General features: G+C 45.6%; 13 protein-coding genes. 5 read left to right on the top strand and 8 right to left on the bottom strand.

Features of this window, described 5'->3' with window-relative positions; translation table 11 throughout:
* Positions 1-54: 54 nt before the first annotated feature.
* The 4 genes from ACRN9H_RS18060 to ACRN9H_RS18045 all read right to left on the bottom strand — a co-directional run bounded on the left by ACRN9H_RS18060 (position 55) and on the right by ACRN9H_RS18045 (position 7,071).
* A complete protein-coding gene (locus tag ACRN9H_RS18060) occupies positions 55-3,252 on the bottom strand; it encodes an efflux RND transporter permease subunit (RefSeq protein ID WP_432315567.1) in 3,198 nt (1,065 codons plus the stop codon).
* Positions 3,252-4,463, bottom strand: coding sequence for an efflux RND transporter periplasmic adaptor subunit (locus tag ACRN9H_RS18055; RefSeq protein ID WP_432315542.1), 1,212 nt, complete (start codon positions 4,461-4,463; stop codon positions 3,252-3,254). Before ACRN9H_RS18055 ends, ACRN9H_RS18060 begins: the two co-directional genes overlap by 1 nt.
* 391 nt (positions 4,464-4,854) lie before the next feature.
* Entirely contained in the window at positions 4,855-6,117 is a 1,263-nt protein-coding gene (srmB, locus tag ACRN9H_RS18050; RefSeq protein ID WP_432315540.1) for an ATP-dependent RNA helicase SrmB, read from the bottom strand.
* 237 nt (positions 6,118-6,354) lie between these two features.
* Positions 6,355-7,071, bottom strand: coding sequence for a tRNA1(Val) (adenine(37)-N6)-methyltransferase (locus ACRN9H_RS18045; protein WP_432315538.1), 717 nt, complete (start codon positions 7,069-7,071; stop codon positions 6,355-6,357).
* 528 nt (positions 7,072-7,599) lie between these two features.
* On the opposite strand from ACRN9H_RS18045, the gene brnQ reads away from it, so the two are divergent.
* From brnQ to recJ, 4 genes are all read left to right on the top strand, one after another.
* On the top strand, positions 7,600-9,012 hold the full coding sequence (gene brnQ / locus ACRN9H_RS18040) for a branched-chain amino acid transport system II carrier protein (RefSeq protein WP_432315536.1): 1,413 nt from the start codon (positions 7,600-7,602) through the stop codon (positions 9,010-9,012).
* Positions 9,013-9,132: 120 nt separating this feature from the next.
* Complete coding sequence (gene xerD, locus ACRN9H_RS18035; protein ID WP_432315534.1) at positions 9,133-10,035, top strand: site-specific tyrosine recombinase XerD; 903 nt, start codon at positions 9,133-9,135, stop codon at positions 10,033-10,035.
* A gap of 140 nt (positions 10,036-10,175) precedes the next feature.
* Positions 10,176-10,901 (top strand): bifunctional protein-disulfide isomerase/oxidoreductase DsbC, encoded by a 726-nt coding sequence (gene dsbC, locus ACRN9H_RS18030; protein WP_432306598.1) that lies wholly within the window; start codon positions 10,176-10,178, stop codon positions 10,899-10,901.
* 94 nt (positions 10,902-10,995) lie between these two features.
* Positions 10,996-12,720 (top strand): single-stranded-DNA-specific exonuclease RecJ, encoded by a 1,725-nt coding sequence (recJ, locus tag ACRN9H_RS18025; RefSeq protein WP_432315532.1) that lies wholly within the window; start codon positions 10,996-10,998, stop codon positions 12,718-12,720.
* A 186-nt stretch (positions 12,721-12,906) separates the two neighbouring features.
* Here recJ and ahpF read toward each other — a convergent pair whose 3' ends face one another.
* The 4 genes from ahpF to ACRN9H_RS18005 form a co-directional block, all read right to left on the bottom strand.
* The gene (gene ahpF, locus ACRN9H_RS18020; protein WP_432315530.1) at positions 12,907-14,478 is read right to left on the bottom strand and encodes an alkyl hydroperoxide reductase subunit F; all 1,572 of its coding nucleotides are present in this window, start codon (positions 14,476-14,478) and stop codon (positions 12,907-12,909) included.
* A 162-nt stretch (positions 14,479-14,640) separates the two neighbouring features.
* Positions 14,641-15,210: an alkyl hydroperoxide reductase subunit C gene (ahpC, locus tag ACRN9H_RS18015; RefSeq protein WP_220774163.1), complete on the bottom strand. Its 570-nt coding sequence runs from the start codon at positions 15,208-15,210 to the stop codon at positions 14,641-14,643.
* Positions 15,211-15,572: 362 nt separating this feature from the next.
* Positions 15,573-17,105 carry a leucyl aminopeptidase gene (locus ACRN9H_RS18010; RefSeq protein WP_432315527.1) on the bottom strand — a complete coding sequence of 511 codons (1,533 nt, stop codon included), beginning with the start codon at positions 17,103-17,105 and terminating at the stop codon, positions 15,573-15,575.
* An 89-nt stretch (positions 17,106-17,194) separates the two neighbouring features.
* Complete coding sequence (locus tag ACRN9H_RS18005) at positions 17,195-17,938, bottom strand: spermidine synthase (RefSeq protein WP_432315525.1); 744 nt, start codon at positions 17,936-17,938, stop codon at positions 17,195-17,197.
* A gap of 105 nt (positions 17,939-18,043) precedes the next feature.
* Between ACRN9H_RS18005 and ACRN9H_RS18000 the strand changes: the two genes are divergently transcribed.
* Positions 18,044-18,589 carry a mechanosensitive ion channel domain-containing protein gene (locus ACRN9H_RS18000; RefSeq protein WP_432315523.1) on the top strand — a complete coding sequence of 182 codons (546 nt, stop codon included), beginning with the start codon at positions 18,044-18,046 and terminating at the stop codon, positions 18,587-18,589.
* Positions 18,590-19,319 lie beyond the last annotated feature (730 nt).

Raw genomic sequence — 19,319 nt, 5'->3', positions numbered from 1 at the left:
TTGCCAGAGCGAACAAAATTTCATCTCGAAACGTCAACACGCCCTAATAAGTAATTAGTCGCCTTTGGGGTCGCTTGTTTGATAGTCAGCAACAGGGTGTTCAAAGTCCTTGTGCTTCAAATCCTCATCGTCAGCCTTTTTAGGTTGCCACCACCAGTTGAAAAAGCGGCTGCTAGAGCGCTTTACATCGTCGAGTATAATGTATAGCAGCGGCACTAAGATCAGCGTCACCACGGTTGAGAATAAGATACCGAAGGCGAGGGAGGTCGCCATTGGGATCACTATTTGCGCCTGCAAACTGCGCTCGAGAATAATCGGTACTAAGCCGACAAAGGTCGTGAGTGACGTTAAAATAATCGCCCTAAAGCGATAACAGCCTGAATCCACAGCAGCCTGCCTTACCGATTGGCCTTGTTCCCGCGCACGGTTGACAAAGTCCACTAAAATCAATGAGTCGTTCACCACAACCCCCGCAAGTGCCACTATGCCGCAGAGACTTAACACGCTCATCGCGAGCCCCTGAATTAAGTGGCCAAACAGGGCGCCGATAATGCCAAAGGGAATAACTGACATAATAATCAACGGCTGGCTGTAGGATTTTAGCGGTATTGCCATTAAGGCATAAATGGTAAACAACGCGAAGAAGAAGCCTTGCATCAAACCGCCCATGGCATTTTGCTCATCCAAACTGCCTCCATCCAGTGCGGTTTGGATTTTAGGATACTTGGCTTGCAATTGTGGCAGATAATCTTGTTGGATTTCTTGCACCACTTTTGAAGGTTCGGCGATGTTTTTGTTGGCATTGGCCGTGATGGTGATGGCTCGCTTCCCATCAACACGGGTAATTGAAGCGTAGGATTCACCTTTTTCAATTTGTGCCACCGTTGAGAACGGAACTGACGTGCCCTTTGGCGTACGGATCAGCATATTTTCTAGATAACCCACAGTACGGCGCTGCTCTAATGGGTAGCGCACCATCACCTTGATTTCTTCTTTATTACGCAAAATACGTTGGGCTTCATAACCATAAAAACCATAACGCACTTGGCGGGCTAAATCAGAAAGGGTCAGCCCAAGGGCTTCCGCCTCTGGACGGATTTTGAGGCGAATTTCATGGCTGCCCGAAGAAAAGTTGTCGGCAATATCGTAGACGCCTTCATAGCTGGCGAGTTTTTGCTTTAGATCTTTTGATGCCGCAGACAGTTCATCGAGGTCGCTCGAGGTCAGTCTGAAAGAAATATCGCCGCCGGCATCGTTAGTACTGGCATTAAAACTGAGTTTTTTGACTGACAGTAATTCGGGTAATTGTTCTCGCCACGCCGACGCAATGGTTACGCCATCCACTTCACGATCTTCGCCTTTTGTCAGCTCCGCAAAAATAAAGGCAGAGGTACGGGAGCTCATATTGATAAAGCTGTGTTTCACCACTTGGTAGCCGTTATCTTGCTCCATTTTGTCATTCATTTTATACAGGGCTTCTTCTATGCTCTGTACCACTTTTAAGGTGTTGTCTTCAGAGCTGCCCTCATCCATCTCAAGTTGAACTTGAATGAAGTCTGATGGAATATCAGGAAAGAATACCCAGCGCACTTTGCCGCTGGCCACTAAAGCAATCGATAGAATCAACACACCAACAAAGGCAGCGACCACGTTGTATCTGTGTTTAATACAACGCTCGAGGAAGTTGCGATAACTGTGATGAATAAAGTATTGCACTCGGTCGTTAAAATTAGCTTTAAAGCGACCCAAGAGTCCCCTTGGGGGGCCAGACTTTTTAAACTTCATGTGCGCTAAATGCGCTGGCAGGATGAGCTTAGATTCTATTAATGAAAAGGTTAAACAGAGGATGACCACCATACCGATGGATTTCCAGATAATCCCCATAGGGCCCGAAACGATGAGCATGGGAATAAAGGCCGCAATCGTGGTTAATACCCCGAAGGTCGCGGGCATAGCGACTTTTTGCGCGCCGCGGATCACGTTCTCAAGCGAGTGACCGTGACGTTCGACTTCAGTGTAAGCACTCTCGCCAATGACAATCGCATCATCGACGACTATCCCGAGTACCAAGATAAAGGCAAACAGAGTCAACATGTTGATGGTCATCGAGAAGGGATCAAGTGGCATGATAAGCATAGTGCCAAGAAAAGACACAGGTATCCCCATCATTACCCAAAACGCTAACTTGAGATCGAGGAACATGGCCAAGATGATAAATACCAGTAAAGCACCGTAAAACATGTTCGACATCATCATGTCTAAACGGCCCTGTAGGTAGTGAGTCATATCACCCCAAGTATCGAGCTGTGCGTTAGCGGGCAGCGTAGCACGGCGTTTTTCAACGTATTGTTTAACTTGTGCAGCAATATCTAAGGCGTTTTGGTCGTCGATGCTGGTGACTTCGATAATCGCCGCAGGTTTGCCGTTGAAGCGGGTATATTCCAAGCGTTCTTCGAAATCGTCTTTGATGGTTGCTACTTGTGGCAACATTACGCGACTACCGTCGGGGCGAGTGGTCACGACGATATTGGCAAAGTCATCGCCCGTATAAGCTTGGCCCTTAGTTCGCAGCAGGATATCGCCATCTTGGGCGCGAATTGAACCTCCAGGCAAATCGAAAGACGAGTTTTGTACTGCCAATGCGACCTGCGAGAAGGTCAGACCGTATTCACGTAGCTTATCTTCAGAGACTTCGATAGCGATTTCATAATCGCGCACCCCAGTGACTTTGGCGCGGGTCACGGCGGGTAGCTGGGTTAAATCGTCACGAACCGATTTCGCCAACTCTTTCATATCGTGCAATGTCATATCGCCATAGACAGAGACCCAAATAACGTTATTCTCGGGCTTAATCTGATAAATATTAGGTTTTTCGATGTTAACTGGAAAAGTAGAAATAGCATCTAATCTCAGTTTGGCTTCATCGAGTACCGCTTGCACTTCGTAACCGTCTTCGACTTCAATCGTGATTGAACCTACCCCTTCGCTAGCAACAGAAGTCACCTTCTTGATGCCGTTGATATCTTGGATGGCTTCTTCAATCTTAATGTTAATACCTTCTTCTATTTCCTGTGGCGCAGCGCCAGGATAGGCGACAGAAATATTCAGTAAATTGAGCTCAAAAGAAGGGAACACCTCTTTATTGATTAAAACCGTACTAAATAAACCGCCGATGAGCAGTACCCACATTAGTAGGTTGGCGGCCACACTGTTGCGGGCGAACCACGCTAAGATGCCTTTTTGAGTGTCCATCATTTAACCTCTGTGGCCGCAATACTCGGTTCAGGCGAGTCTTCTGCTTGCGTTTTAGTGGGCAGTGCCGCTTCGCCTAATACTTTGACCAACTGACCGTTTGCCATGTTACTAAACTGGGTCGTTGCTACGCGTTCACCCGTTTTTAAACTGTCCTTAATAAACACGTTTTCGAGATCGCTACGGACAACATTCACATGGCGTATTTCAACGATATTTTTATCATTTACGAGAACGACTTGGTCGTTACGGACCACATAGCGTGGTAATTTGACTATGCCATCGACAGTGCGGCCTTTAATGATGGCATTAACAAAGCCGCCGTATTTCAGCGGTAAGCTACCGGCTACTTTGTTGGCGCGTAAATACGGATCTTTTATTTCTGCCACTAAATACACCATGCGATTTTCAGCATCAATCACGCCTTCGCTACGGATAATATTGCCTTGCCAGGTATTGTTTTTTCCAGCTAATGAGGCGCTTAGTGTCACTTCGGTATCGGGATTGTCAACTGATTCTAGGTAGGCTAAATCATCATTAGAAATCGGTAAGCGGATTTCGGCAACGCTGGTATCGTAAAGCTCACCTAAATTAGTGCCTAAGCTAACATACTGACCTAAATCGACATTTCTTGCCTTAATGATGCCATCAAAGGGGGCGCGGATAACGGTACGTTCAAGATTACGTTGGGCACGTGCCAGTGCAGCTTGGGCATATTTTACGTTGGCTTGTTCTTTTTTGAGTTGCGGAATACGTAAACCCAACTCTGGGGGTAAGCCTTTGTCGTAGCCTTTAAATTCAATTTTAGCGACTTCACCACGGGCAATTTCTTCGTTAAGTGCGGCAGTCGCTTGTGCTAATGTTGCATCAGCCTGCATTAAGTCGGCTTCGTAATCTGAGGGTTCAATTTGGGCCAATTGTTCCCCTTTTTTAACTATGCCACCCGCAACAAAGTCAGGGGAAATGGTCAGTAATCTGCCTTGAACTTCGGTCACCAATTGGGTTTTATATTTAGGGGTAACCACACCGTAAGAGGGTAGATTGAGTGATACGGTTTGTTGAGTCACCTGAAGGACATCGACAATGGGAACGGGTATCTCTTCAGCTTTTTGTTCTGGCGCCCCCTTAGTTTGCATTAATAAGGCTGCGCCAAAGACAAACAGCAGCAGAATAAAAAAAGGAGATAATCTCCTTAATAAGGTCTTCATCATATGATCGTTACATCCATGCTAATCGCGTAATGGGGTTAAAGTATCAGAGTCGGCCACGGCAATAAATTTATTTTTGTAAATAATATGTGTCTAAAAATAATATTGTGAAATCTAATGCTTAGCTGTGTACGTTGATTGATGGCAGTAAGATCAATGTGGTGAGAGGCTAGGGTTTGTTTTTAGTTAACAAAAAGTGCTTTAATTGTCTATTTGCAAACTCTATTAAGCCGATAAAGGATCATTTTTAGGAAGGGTTTGTGGTTGGTTTCACTGTCATCTTTATTTTGATGATGAGGAGTATATGTAGAATTTAAAAGTGACTAACTGTTATTAGGAATAATGCCTATAAAAAAAGCCGCTATTGCGACTTTTTATAGAGCTAAAAAATGAATTACTTATTCTTTTTTCTAGCAATCTTACTGGCTTTTTTAGCCGCTTCTTTCTTGCTGGTTTTCTTTGCAGCTTCTTTCGCTTTCACTTTGGCTTTTTTCTTACCCGGGGTGCGCGCTTCTTTATTCTTTGGACGCAGCTCTTCGATCACACGGCGTTTCAACGGTTGCTCGATATAACGCTCGATTTTACCTACGATACGCATGTCGTGGGCTTCGGCAAGCGAAATGGCAGTTCCTTTTGCGCCAGCACGGCCAGTACGGCCAATACGGTGAATATAAGTATCGGCAGAGCGCGGCATATCAAAGTTGATTACATGGGTGATATCGTCGACATCAATACCGCGAGCAGCCACGTCGGTCGCCAGTAATACGTTAACTTCACCTTTAGTAAAACGGCTCAAGGCTTGGAAACGTTTCTTTTGCTCCATATCGCCACGCATGAAGGCGCAGGGAATGCCTGCTTTGAGTAACAGACCATCTAGGCTAGAAACGAGCTCACGCGTTTTCACGAATACGATAGTACGTTTAACATCTTCTTGGCGCAGCAAATGACACAGCAGTTCAAACTTATGATCTTTATCGTCAGCTAAGTGGATCCATTGGTGGATTTTAGCTTTTTCGCTACGTGGGGCTTCAACATCGATTTCAATCGGGTTGTTGAGCACTTCACGGGCAAAACGTTGCACGCCGCCGCCTTCTAAGGTGGCAGAGAACAGCATATTCTGTTTGCGGCCTTGGGCTTCAATCGCAATCGCTTGCACAACCGAAGAGAATCCCATATCCAACATGCGGTCAGCTTCGTCGATAATTAGAATATCGACTTCTTGAGCGTTGAAATTACCCTTGTCGAGGTATTCCATCAAACGGCCTGGGGTTGCAACCAGGATATCAACGTTGCCGGCTAAGGCTTCTTCTTGTGGTCCGTAAGGCACACCACCTGTGACAATCGCGATATCTAAATCTTGGCCGGTGGCTAAGTGACATGCATAGCGATGAATTTGGCTGGCTAACTCACGAGTTGGCGTGAGGATAAGGATGCGCGCTTGCCCTGCAAAACGACGAGGGAAGTCAATTAAATGCTGCAGTGAAGGCAGTAAAAAGCTCGCGGTTTTACCAGTTCCTGTCGGGGCGCGCGCCAGAATATCTCTTTGCTCTAAGGCATAAGGGATAGTTTCTTGCTGAATAGTGGTGGGTGAATGATGCCCCATGGCATTAAGCGACTCTAATAAGCTAGGGTCAAGCTGGAAATCTTCAAATTGCATGCGCAGCGTCTCGACGGATAATAGCGCAGCATTATAAAGCTTATAGCGGTTAACTTAAATGACTTACTCTAGATCTCCGGTGTTTATCTTCTCAGTCAATAACGTTTTATGGTGATAGGCATAAGTTAATTGCTTTTAGGTCAATGTATTAGCATTTAATTTATCGAAAATTGGGCCTTTCGTTAAGTTTGTCAAACTTAACGGCCTTTACTTAAAATATCAGGGCTGGGCTCCAGATCAGTATTTAAGGTAAAAATCTCGTATTAATTTCACCATGGTTTGGGTGTATTGGCCTGAAAGTTCTCGAATAGTGATGTCACTGATCCTCGGGGCAATTTGTGGGTGAGTGTTGTGTGCAAGTACGCAAAGTACTCGATTGGCACTTTTCCCTACAACGCTGATGAGGTCAGTTATTTCAATCAAGCAGAGCTGTGAGTGGCCTAAACAATCATTGAAACGCGCCATGCTCTGCATTGGCAATATCAGGCTCGCGTTCCCTTGCGGTGCTAGGCACACATGAATGGCATCGAGTAGTGCGGTAAAATTTAAGCTATCAGTGTGACGGGCCATCGCGCGCTGGGATTGTATCGCTTGTGTGCCTTGCTCAAAATAGGGCGGATTACAAATGATATGCTCAAACTCTCCTTGATATTCAATCTGTTGGCAAAAGTCTTGTATGCTGCTATTCACTAACGTCAGTCGATTAACCCATGGGCTATTACTAAAGTTATGTTGGCAAGCATGGGCGGCACTTGCGTCTAACTCAACTGCGGTAATGTGTGCTTGGCTGCGCTGCGCGGCCATTAAACTAAGTAAGCCACTACCGGCGCCAATATCTAAGACAGTTTTTGCTGTGGTCAGTTGAGCCCACGCACCTAGGACGACACTGTCTGTGCCAACGGCCATGCCGCAATTCATGTCGTCGATATGGAATTGTTTAAAAGTAAATGCCATTGATAGTTTGCTTTGCCGTTGGAGTGTGATGAACATTCGATAGGGAATGGGCATTATTCTAAAGCCTGCCTTGGGCTTTTAGCTACCGCTTTTAAACAAATGCAAAGACTTGAGCGGTATAACCCCTGCTGCAGAGGGAGCTCATTATTACCCTAATAATCCAGATTTCACTTAATTAACGCTTTAATTTATTGCCTCGATAACCTGTAGTTAGCAGTACATTAGCATTATTTTGCCTTTTTTAGCTGCCAAGCCTAGTTATCTTGCATTAGCGTTACAAGTTTGGTATTAGTTTCGCCCCCATTTTTAATCACTTTATTGGTTAACGGATAGGTAAACGAGTTTTGTGGTGAATAAATAGGCGGGAATGCCATATTTAGTTTCATTATTGTTTATTAACTCGGCAGATATTAAACATATTTACCACGGAAATGTGTAAACATAGATTTGCACTCCGGATGGGCTTTGTTTTAGCTATGGCTAATCGACACATAATCACTTAAGTTTGTAAAAAAACAATAAGACAAGATGGGGCTTCCAGTGCAAGACAATCACATGAGTATCGGGGATACATTAGGCTTAGGTTTTATGACCTTTGCATTTTTTTTAGGGGCGGGTAATTTAATATTTCCGCCGTTTGCTGGCATGTTAGCGGGCGATAATATGCCCCTCGCTATGCTGGGTTTTTTAATTACCGCCGTAGGTTTACCTTTAGTTGGACTGATTGCTGTCGCTAAGGCTCAAGGTAAGGTTATGGCTATGCTGCCTGTATTTGCAGCAACAACATTAGCTGTGGCGATTTATATTATTATTGGCCCAGCCTTTGCTGCGCCGCGTACTGGTTTAGTGGCCTATGAAATTGGGGCTAAGCCTTTTATTGATAACACTACCGCCACATTTTTACTCGGTAGTTTAGAACTCAATCTGTCGCAGTTGCTGTATACCTTGTGTTTCTTCGCTGTCACTATGCTATTAGCACTTTTCCCTGGAAAACTGCTCGATAGTGTCGGTAAAGTATTAACGCCTATTTTATTAATCTTGTTAGTTGGATTGGCTGCATCTGTGATGTTTTTACCCGCATCTGAAGTTGGTCAAGCCATGGGGGATTATCAGCAACATCCGCTAACCAAAGGTATTTTGGAAGGCTATAACACTATGGATACGCTCGCGTCCTTGATGTTTGGTATGTTGATTATCGATATTCTGCGAAAAAAGGGCATATCAGAGCCGAGCGCCCAAACTCGATACCTGATGCGCGCTGCCTTTATTGCCGCCGCGGGTTTAGCCTTCGTTTATGTGTCGTTGTTCTTTTTGGGTGCAACCGCAGGTGATATCGCGATTGGCGCTAAAAACGGTGGCGAAATTTTAACAAGCTATGTCACACGTGAATTTGGCGATTTAGGTTCAGTCTTACTTTCTACCGTAGTGACTTTAGCGTGTTTAACCACAGCCGTTGGCCTTGTGAGTGCTTGCTCTGAGTTCTTTAATGAACTGATGCCAAAATTGTCTTACCGTTTTCTGGTGATCTTCTTAAGCGTGATCTGCGCTGTGATCGCTAACGTGGGTCTTACGCAGCTTATTGCCATCAGTATTCCTGTGTTGATGACCATTTATCCGGTGGCAATTGCCTTAGTTGTTATCACTTTCCTGACGGCTTATTTTGCTAATCCGCAGTTTGCGCACCGTGCAGTATTGAGCGTGGCGTTACTGTTTGGTATTTTTGATGGTCTGAAAGTGGCTGCGAGCAGTCTAACGGGTGCTGACGGTCAAGCGGTTAATGTTATGGCGCAAGGATTTATTCACATTGTTGATGCTATGTCTCCGGTGCTGTCATTGCTGCCACTCTATGAAGAAGGCATGGCTTGGTTATTACCGACCATTGCGACGATTGCACTGTGTTTAGTGTTCGGTCGTGGTCGTGATCAAACAGCTGCAGCCTAGGTTTTGCATTTGAGTTCTCGTCTTTATGCTTAACTCAGTTAAGCTTATGCAGGCTTAGACATATTTAAATTAATATCAACGGCGTATCATTTGATTACGCCGTTTTTTTATGGAGTATTTGTGCCTAAGACATATCAGCCCGACCCGCTCATTGATGTTTTTCTTGATGATCTCTGGTCAAGCAAGGGACTGAGTGACAACACCTTGTCGGCCTATCGTACTGACCTGCGCCATTTTGAACGTTATCAAATTCAACAAGGGGTTGAGTTACTCGCGGTTTCTCAAGCTGATATTCGGGCGTATTTAGCCTTTAGGGTTGAACAGAATTTTGCGCGTACCAGTAGTGCTCGGCTACTCAGTAGTTTACGGCGTTTCTATAGCTACCTTATACAGACTAAGCACATCACGACGGATCCATTGGCATTAATCGAGTCGCCCAAATTAACCCGTCATTTACCTGATTCATTGAGTGAATCGCAGGTTGACCGTTTGTTGTCTGAGCCCAATGTAGAAGATGCCGTTGAGTGTCGCGATAAGGCAATGTTGGAGCTGTTATATGCCACAGGTTTAAGGGTGAGTGAACTCGTTGGCCTGACGATGGAGCAAATGAGCCTGCGCCAAGGCTTAGTGCGGATTGTCGGTAAGGGCGGTAAAGAACGCCTGGTGCCATTAGGTGAGTTAGCTGTTACTGAAGTAGAGATCTATATGAAGTTTGCTCGCCAAGAACTGCTCGGTAATAAACAATCCGATGTGGTGTTCCCGTCCAAACGCGGGCAGATGATGACGCGGCAAACCTTTTGGCATCGAATCAAGCTATACGCTCTGCGCGCTGGGATTGAGAGCGCATTGTCACCGCATACATTGCGGCACGCTTTTGCCACTCATTTGCTCAATCACGGTGCCGATCTGCGGGTGGTGCAATTGTTGTTAGGTCATAGCGATTTGTCGACAACACAAATTTATACCCATGTGGCGCGGGCAAGATTGCAGGAATTACATCAACAGCACCATCCTAGAGGTTAGTAAAGGATTTAGTTACAGCATAAATTTGCTTTCCGTACGGCTTGCCTGTAACTTTTCGCCCCCATAGAGGGTCTATTTAGTATATCGAATTTGAACGACCTCAAAATCTCCTCGTAGAGACTCAATTTATAGGATGCCCCATGAAGTTAACCCGAGCATTATCTTTAATATTTGCCCTTGTTGTTGCGCCTCTTGTTAACGCTGCAACGGCGACCTCGCCAGATACCGCGGCGATTAAGCAAAAACTGACCGAGACGTTAGATGTTGAAGTCATTTCTATGCAGGACTCACCTATTGACGGTTTGTATCAAGCTATGACCAACCGCGGCGTACTTTATATCACTCGTGATGGTTCAAAACTGTTTCACGGCAGCGTATATGACTTAGATAAAGGCATGAAAAACTTAACCGAAGCCGCATTAGCTGGCCCACGTTTAGAAATGATGAAGCCGCTTGAAGATAATATGTTGGTTTATAAAGCCAAAAACGAAAAATACGTCGTCACGGTTTTTACTGACGTTAGCTGTGGCTATTGCCGCAAATTGCACAGCCAAATGGATGAATATAATAAGCTAGGTATTACCGTGCGCTATTTAGCCTTCCCGCGTGCGGGTGTGCCTTCAGCTAATGCCGACGAGATGCAGGCAATTTGGTGCGCTAAAGATCCTTTAAAAGCCATGACTGATGCCAAAGCGGGTAGCAAAGTCGTCGCGGCTACATGTGATGCTAAGATTGCTGAGCAGTATGCTTTAGGGGCAACATTTGGTGTTAATGGCACGCCCGCAATAGTGCTAGAAGACGGTAACATGATCCCAGGTTATCAACCCCCTGCAGACTTATTGCGCACCTTAGAAGCGCGTCAATAATACTCAAATAAGTAAAATTTATCCCACGAAAGGTGAGCTTAACGCTCACCTTTTTGTTATCTTATCGCCACGATTTCCTCAGAGTTTGAGTCCCTTGATCCATAAGATAGTCCGTCGCCAAACCGTTGATGATAGCCATTTACCCGCTCATCTTTCGCCGCTATTAAGACAGCTTTATGCTCGCCGCGGCGCGCTAACTCACGAGTGTGAACTTGCTCTAAAGGGGTTGTTAAGGCCTGAAACCATGAAAGGTTTGGCTGAGTCCGCGGCGCTGATCGCCGATGCCATGCAGGCTAATAAATCGATTTTAATTGTCGGTGATTTTGATGCCGACGGCGCAACCTCGACCAGCGTGTGCATGTTGGCGCTGCGGATGATGGGCGCTACCAAAGTGGACTATTTAATTCCTAATCGCTTTGATTACGGTTACGGCTTAAGCCCTGAAATTGTTGCTGTAGCGGCGACTAAACAAGCCGAAATGTTGATTACGGTCGATAACGGTATTTCATCCATTGATGGCGTAGCAGCGGCCAAAGCCTTTGGCATGCAAGTGGTGATTACTGACCATCATTTACCCGGACATGAATTACCTAATGCCGATGCAATCGTCAATCCGAATCAACCCGGTTGTTCATTTGCCAGTAAATCGATTGCTGGCGTCGGGGTGGCTTTTTATTTGATGACGGCGTTAAGAGCTGAACTGCGAGCGCGAAACTGGTATCAAACGCGCGGTATTGCTGAGCCTAATTTAGGCACTTTGCTCGATATCGTTGCCCTTGGCACCGTTGCCGATGTGGTGTCACTTGATGCCAATAATCGTATTTTGGTCGAAGCGGGTTTGCAGCGTGTGCGCGCGGGGCGCTGCCGAGTGGGAATTACGGCATTGCTTGAAGTGGCGAAGCGAAATCCTGCGCGCATCGTTGCATCCGACTTTGGTTTTGCCGTAGGGCCAAGACTTAATGCCGCAGGTCGGCTGGATGAAATGGCACTCGGCGTAGAAACACTACTTTGCGAAGACATGATGCTGGCACGCCGCATGGCCGCAGAGCTTGACGGTTTAAACCAAGAGCGGCGTGAGCTTGAAGTGGGTATGCAGCAAGAGGCATTGAAAAGTCTCGAGCAATTAAAGCTCAACGAAGCCGAGTTACCGTGGGGCATCGCTTTATTTCAAGAAGATTGGCATCAAGGCGTGATTGGTATTTTAGCCTCGCGCATTAAAGATAAATACCACCGACCGGTCATCGCCTTTGCCGATGCGGGCAACTGTGAAATTAAAGGCTCGGCGCGCTCGATTAAAGGGCTGCATATGCGTGACTTACTTGAACTGGTGAACACGCGTAACCCTGGGCTGATTATCAAGTTTGGCGGCCATGCGATGGCGGCGGGTTTATCACTTAAAGCCGGCAGTTTTGCTACATTTGCCAAAGCCTATGATGATGCGGTGCGTGAACAGCTTAAAGCGGAGTTATTAACCGGCGAGTTTTGGTCCGATGGTGAACTCACTCCAACAGAGTTGAATCTGGAGATGGCGCAGTTACTGCGCAATGCTGGACCTTGGGGACAAGCCTTCGAGGAGCCGCTATTTGATGGTTACTTTACGATTGTGCAACAACGCCTTGTCGGTGAGCGTCACCTTAAGTTGGTGCTTGAAACTCAATGCGGCACTGTGATGCTCGATGCGATTGCTTTTAATGTGGATTTGCACACATGGCCCGATGCAACTATTCGCCACGCCCGTATTGTTTATAAACTTGATGTGAATGAGTATCGCGGTAACTTCTCGTTGCAACTCATGGTTGAGCAAATTGAAGCTATGTAGCTACTCGCATGCTGTATCACTTGACTATAAACACACGGTCAGATCACTGAATTCATCATACTTTCGTGGCGGGCGGAGTTAAATTCGGGCATTAGCATTTAATTGTTCTTTGGTGTAATTGAATAGATATAAAAATAGCCAGCAATGCTGGCTATTTTATTGGGTTATCTCAAAGCGTATCGCAGATTAAGCTGCTTTGGTCTCAGCGGTTTCTTCATCGCTGTGGCGAATTAAGTAATCAAATGCGCCCAATGATGCATTTGCGCCGCTGCCCATGGCAATAATAATTTGCTTGAAAGGGGAGTCAGTCACATCACCTGCAGCAAAAATACCTGGAACAGAAGTTTGCCCGCGTGCATCAACAATAATTTCACCTCTTGGGGTTAAATCAATGGTGCCTTTCAACCATTCCGCATTGGGTACTAAACCAATTTGTACGAAGATACCGGCCAATACTACATGGTGACTGTCACCTGTTACTCTGTCTGTGTAGTTCAGGCCATTCACTCGGGTACCATCGCCAGTCACTTCAGTGGTCATCGCCTGGGTAATAATAGTAATGTTACCCATAGACGCCGCTTTACGTTGCAGTACATCATCGGCGCGTAGAGTTTTATCAAACTCCAGTACCGTTACGTGCTCGACAATATTCGCTAAATCGATAGCAGCTTCGATACCTGAGTTACCGCCGCCAATCACAGCTACGCGTTTGCCTTTAAATAACGGGCCATCGCAATGTGGGCAATAAGCCACGCCTTTACCGCGGTATTCTTTCTCTCCGGGGACGTTCATTTCACGCCAGCGGGCACCTGTGGCCAATAATATAGTACGGCTACGTAATTTAGCACCGCTTGCTAATTCAAGTTCAAACAAACCGTCAGTGCCTAACGAAACGGCTTTCTGGTTGTCCATGATATCGACTTCATAATCTCGCACATGGGCTTCAAGGTTTGCCACAAGCTTTGGACCTTCAGTCGATTTGACTGATATAAAGTTTTCAATACCTACAGTTTCAGCGACTTGTCCGCCAAACTTGTCGGCAACAATACCAGTACGTAAGCCTTTACGCGCCGCATAAATAGCCGCTGCTGCGCCCGCTGGGCCACCGCCAACCACTAATACTTCAAACGGGGCTTTTTCTGCAATTTCATCGGCTTTACGGCTGGCGGCATTGGTGTCGAGTTTATTTAAAATCTCACCAATACTGATTCGACCTGCGGCAAACACTTCGCCGTTTAAGTAGACAGATGGTACAGCCATGATGTTGCGGCTATTCACTTCGTCTTGGAACAAAGCACCGTCGATCATCACGTTGGTGATATTCGGGTTAATGGCCGCCATCATATTCAGTGCCTGAATGACATCAGGGCAGTTTTGACAGGTCAGAGATACGTAAGTCTCAAAGGCATATTTGCCGGGCAGATCGCGGATCTGCTGGATAATCTCATCGCTGAGTTTAATTGGGTGTCCACCTGTGTGCAGTAAGGCCAGCACAAGTGACGTAAATTCGTGACCCATAGGCAGACCAGCAAAACTAATTTGCGTATTAATCTGTGGGTTTATCACTGTCATTGCTGGGGTGCGTACGCCCTGAATTTCTTTCAGGCTCACCAAAGAAGAAAGGCTGACAATGTCTTGCGCTAAACTTTTTAATTCTTGAGATTTTTTAGACTCGTCTGCAGATACGACAAGTTCAACTGGTCTCTTGAGGTTTTGCAGATAGGTTTGCAGTTGATTTTTTAAATTCGCATCTAACATGTGATGACTCCAAAATGACTTAAAAGGGAGATATATAGAGCGCCAGTCTAGGCCCATGCAGGGAAGGGCTTAGTCCTTTGCAATGTGGCGTTGCAGTTTCGGGGTGCAACGCCACTTAACTCAGGATGCTAGACTGGCGGGGGTGACGCTTTGCAGACTAAATTAGATTTTGCCAACTAGGTCTAAAGATGGTGCTAATGTTTCGTCACCTGGTTGCCATTTAGCTGGGCAAACTTCGCCATCGTGAGTCGCAACATATTGAGCTGCTTGAATTTTACGAACTAGCTCTTGAGCGCTACGGCCTATGCCTAAATCGTGAACTTCGCTGACCTTGATTTGGCCTTCTGGGTTAATCACGAACGTACCACGTAGTGCTAAACCGTCTTCTTCAATCATCACGCCGAAGTTACGGCTGATAGTGCCTGTTGGGTCAGCCAGCATTGGGAAGTTGATCTTCTTGATGGTGTCTGACGTGTCATGCCATGCTTTGTGGGTGAAGTGCGTGTCAGTAGAGACTGAGTAAACTTCAACACCCATACCTTGTAGCTTTTCGTAGTAATCAGCCATGTCGCCTAATTCAGTTGGGCAAACAAAGGTAAAATCAGCTGGGTAGAAGAATACTACTGACCATTTACCTAACAGGTCTTGCTCAGTGACTGGAACGAACTCACCATTGTGAAACGCAGTGGCTTTGAATGGTTTGATTGTGCTGTTGATAATTGATTGAGTCATTTTTATGCTTCCATATAGTTGATGATTGCTTAAGTTCATAACGAGGACGTTTGCTTACGTCCTGTCGATGTGAAGCATATTACCGACTCGCTAATAATTAAGATAACGGATAAAAACTATCATTCTAATCGGTTTAGCAGAATGCAAGTGAGATCTGGTCGGATTCAATCGGTTTACCAAGCCCACAGCGGGTTTGGAGTGATTGGGGTTTGCTCAGGGTTTTAGGTGAGTGCTTATCTGCGAATGATTTGGGATAAATTTCAGGTATAAAAAAGGGATATCTATGATATCCCTTCAAAAATAAATTCAATTAGAACAAGAAAATTTTACAAATGCTTAGGTGCTGGCAAGCTAACTGTGGGTTATTTAAGCTTAGGCTGAGTTAACCAAGTGCTGAGCAAGCGCACGCCGTAACCTGTGGCGCCCGCAGGCACTACGGCGGTATCGGTGGCGGTTAACGCATTACCGGCGATATCCAAATGTGCCCAAGGTTGTTCGCCCGCAAAGCGTTTTAAGAACATGGCCGCAGAGGAAGCGCCCGCACTTCCTTCTTTACCAGTATTTTTTAGATCCGCGATCGTGGATTTAAGCTCATCAGCGTAAGCTTGATCTAACGGTAAACGCCATACTTTTTCATCAACCTGTTGTCCAGCATAGGTTAACTCTTTAACTAAGGTCTCTGAATCGGTAAACAATCCCGCATATACGCTGCCAAGCGCCCCGACTTTAGAGCCAGTTAACGTCGCGACATCAATGATAATTGAAGGTTTGTAGTGTTCTCTGGCATACCAGAGGCCATCGGCCAGCACTAAGCGACCTTCGGCATCGGTATTAAGCACTTCAACGGTGAGCCCTTGAGCCGTTTTAATCACGTCCCCTGGGATCATTGCGTGGCCAGAGATCATGTTCTCTGCCATCGGCATAATCGCGACTACGTTGACTGGCGCCTTTTGGAGTGCCATGGCTTTAATGGTGCCAAGCACAGTGGCTGCGCCCGCCATGTCTGACTTCATCCGAGCGATTGAAGTGCCTGTCGCCTTAATGTTGTAACCGCCTGAGTCGAAGGTGATGCCTTTACCGACCAGTGCGATTGGCGCGTCTTTGCTGCCCGGCCAATGGGCCACCACTAACTTAGGTGGGCGTTCGCTGCCTTTACCCACCGCAGCTAAAGCGCCTAGTTGCAAACGTTCAATATCTTTGGTTTCTAATACTGTGACTTTAACACCGAGGGATTTAAGTTTTCTCGCCTCATTGGCAAAGCTGTCGGGATACATAATGCCCGCAGGCGCGTTGGTTAAATCGCGGGCTAAAAACACACCTCCTTCAATCGCTTGTAAGTTTTTATGGTGTTTCTGGTTGGCGCTTAAATCATCGACGGCAATTTGATAGTTTTTTTGCTTATGAGTGCTGGCTTTAAACTGAGTGTAACGGTAGCTACGTAGCTCAATACCATGGGCAAGCTCAGCAGCAAATAGTGGCGCGGCCGTTAAGCCTTGGGTCAGTATGCGCACCGTGGCCTGGGGAACGGTATCGAGCTTTGCGGCAATATTGCCACCAATAGTATTAATAACACCTGGGGTTAAGATTTTTGTATCGCCAATGCCGACCAGTAATATTCGTTTAGCATCGATTTCGCTTGGTACTAAAATCTCGAGGGTTTCTCCCTGCTTACCGGAAAAAATATTATCCGCCGTTGCTAGGTTTAATTGATCTTGGGTCGACTGAGGTAAAAAGTCGATCCCATAGGTAGTGGAGTTAGCGCTTTGAAATAGCACTAATGTATCTGAATTCAGTGAGCTGCGAGTGTCAAAACTAAAACTTTCGGCGTTAGCATTGAGAGGATTAAGGCACGCCAGAGCCATAACGCTTAACATTAATTTATTATTATTTTTCATGGTGACAGCTCATATCATGGAAGTGTGAGAAGAATATCAAAGCTCAGCCTTAGGGTTAACTAATTTACGCTATTTTGCTGATATTAGTATTAAATCCAAGGCCCAAAGCGTGTCAGTGATCGCTCAAGGGCAAAACCCAATTGTTGCGATAAAGATTGAGCACTACTTTTAAGTGCCGAGGTGCCTAAAAGCTGTGGCGATTGGCTCGCAAAAATCACCCAATTACCGCCGCCTGTGAGACAAGCGTTCACATGCGCAAAGTGTTGTTGTAAGTCAGCTAATAATTCGCGATTTTGGCTATGTTCTTTCCAGCAGTTCAGCACTAAATACCCATTGGGTTTGATAAGGTTAGTGCACTGCTCAAGGAATATTGGTGAAAGCTGCCCTGTTTCAACGCCTTTGGCTGTGTAAATATCGGCAAAAATCACATCGACTTTTTTATGATCGCCAGCAGCTAAAAAAGCAATAGCATCATCATTGATAAGATTGAGCTTTTTACCTATCGGCAGCTGAAAATAGCGCTTAGCTAACTCGATAACTGCTGGGCGTAATTCCACTGCGGTTAACTTTATCGCCGCGTCGAAATTGCGCAGTGAGTGAATAATTGAGCCGCCGCCTAAACCTAAAACAATAGCGCTCTTGGGCTTACAAAACAGTAAAACCAACAACATGGCTTGCACATAAGTGTGCTGGGGAATATGGGGCGCCGCCTTGAGGATCTTACTCTGCTCATCGTTATCCCCAAAGGACAGGATCCGTGAGTTGTCATAGTCGATTACGCGAATTGGGCCTAATTCATCTTGAGTTTCATATAAGAGGGTAGAATCAACCATATTGAATCAAATACTCGGTTTTGCTGCATGGCTTGTTTGCGTGTGCTATAACTCAGCGCGCAAAAAAGTTAGAATTCAGACAGTTTAGTTAATTGAGCGGCTATTATGACAAATCAAATCCTGCTTGCCTGTATTTATCTTGCAGTGTTTCTCTTTTTACAGCGTGCATTAACCCATTGGGTGCGCAAACTTGCGCAAATAAAGCAGGTGAGTGTAACGCGCACCAGTTTAGTCACGCGGTTTATCTCTTATGTGATGTTCTTTATTACACTATCACTGATGGCGGTCTCTTTAGGGCTTGGCTATCAGGATGTATCGCTATTTGTTTCCTCTGCTTTTGCGGTCATGGGCGTGGCGTTAGTGGCGCAGTGGTCAATATTAAGTAACTTAACGGCAGGTGTACTGATTTTCTTTGTATTCCCTTACCGCATAGGTGAACGTATTAAGGTGGTTGATAAGGATGAGGACATCAGCGGCGTTATTGTTGAAATCGCTTTATTCCATGTACTCATCCACCGCGATAACGGCGATATGGTGACTTACCCTAATAACTTGATGTTGCAAAAGGCAGTACTAAAGCTAGCCGATCAAACTCCATTAGCTCAGCGGCAAGCTCAGTCCGACAGTAAAAAACGCTTTGATCCAGAATAACCGGCAATCTTTCGCATATCTTGATAGTGTATCTACCTCGCTGTGAATGTGTGAACTTGCCTTGATTCATAATATGAGGTTGAGCTCATCAGTTATGACCTTCACCTTTATACCTACTTCTTCTACTTCCTCTTCTTTACATAGCTAGTTATCCAATGATGAAGTCATAACGTGCGTTTGGCTCATCCATGTCACTTTCTTTGACATGGCCTGTTTGCAGTATGACAAATGCCGACTTAAATTGATTCACAGGCATTAAATAGCGGTTTTATCCCAAATAGTATTACTCATAGCTACATGACTTGAGTCATCAACGCACTTATTCGCCATTATTAATAAGCCACAGTTGCTGGTTTTGTGGATAAGTCTGGGGGTAAGCGGTGGGTAGGGTGTGGCTAGTGTAGATATCGGTAATTAATGGCTAATTTAGCGAAAAAAGCCCTTGCACAAAATCTCCTGCTGCCTATAATGCGCATCCACTGACACGGCAGACAGCGAAAGCTAGCTGGCGAGTTGGATTGAATTGAGCAGGTTACTCTCTGTTGAGAATGGCACTTAATTCAACAGCAGCAAGAAGTTGTAAAAAACTCCTTGACGCGAAACGGGAAATGCGTAGAATACGCAGCCCTAGCCACCTGGAAGCATTCGATGCTCAGTGTGGTACTCAAGTTCTCTAATGAGATTGAGTTGCTCTTTAACAATATAAAACAAGAAATCTGTGTGGACACTC

It is taken from the genome of Shewanella sp. MF08487, assembly GCF_050848685.1.
Classification (GTDB): Bacteria; Pseudomonadota; Gammaproteobacteria; order Enterobacterales; family Shewanellaceae; genus Shewanella; species Shewanella glacialipiscicola.
Note: the sequence above shows the minus strand (reverse complement) of the source record. Positions and strands in the feature narration are given on the sequence as shown.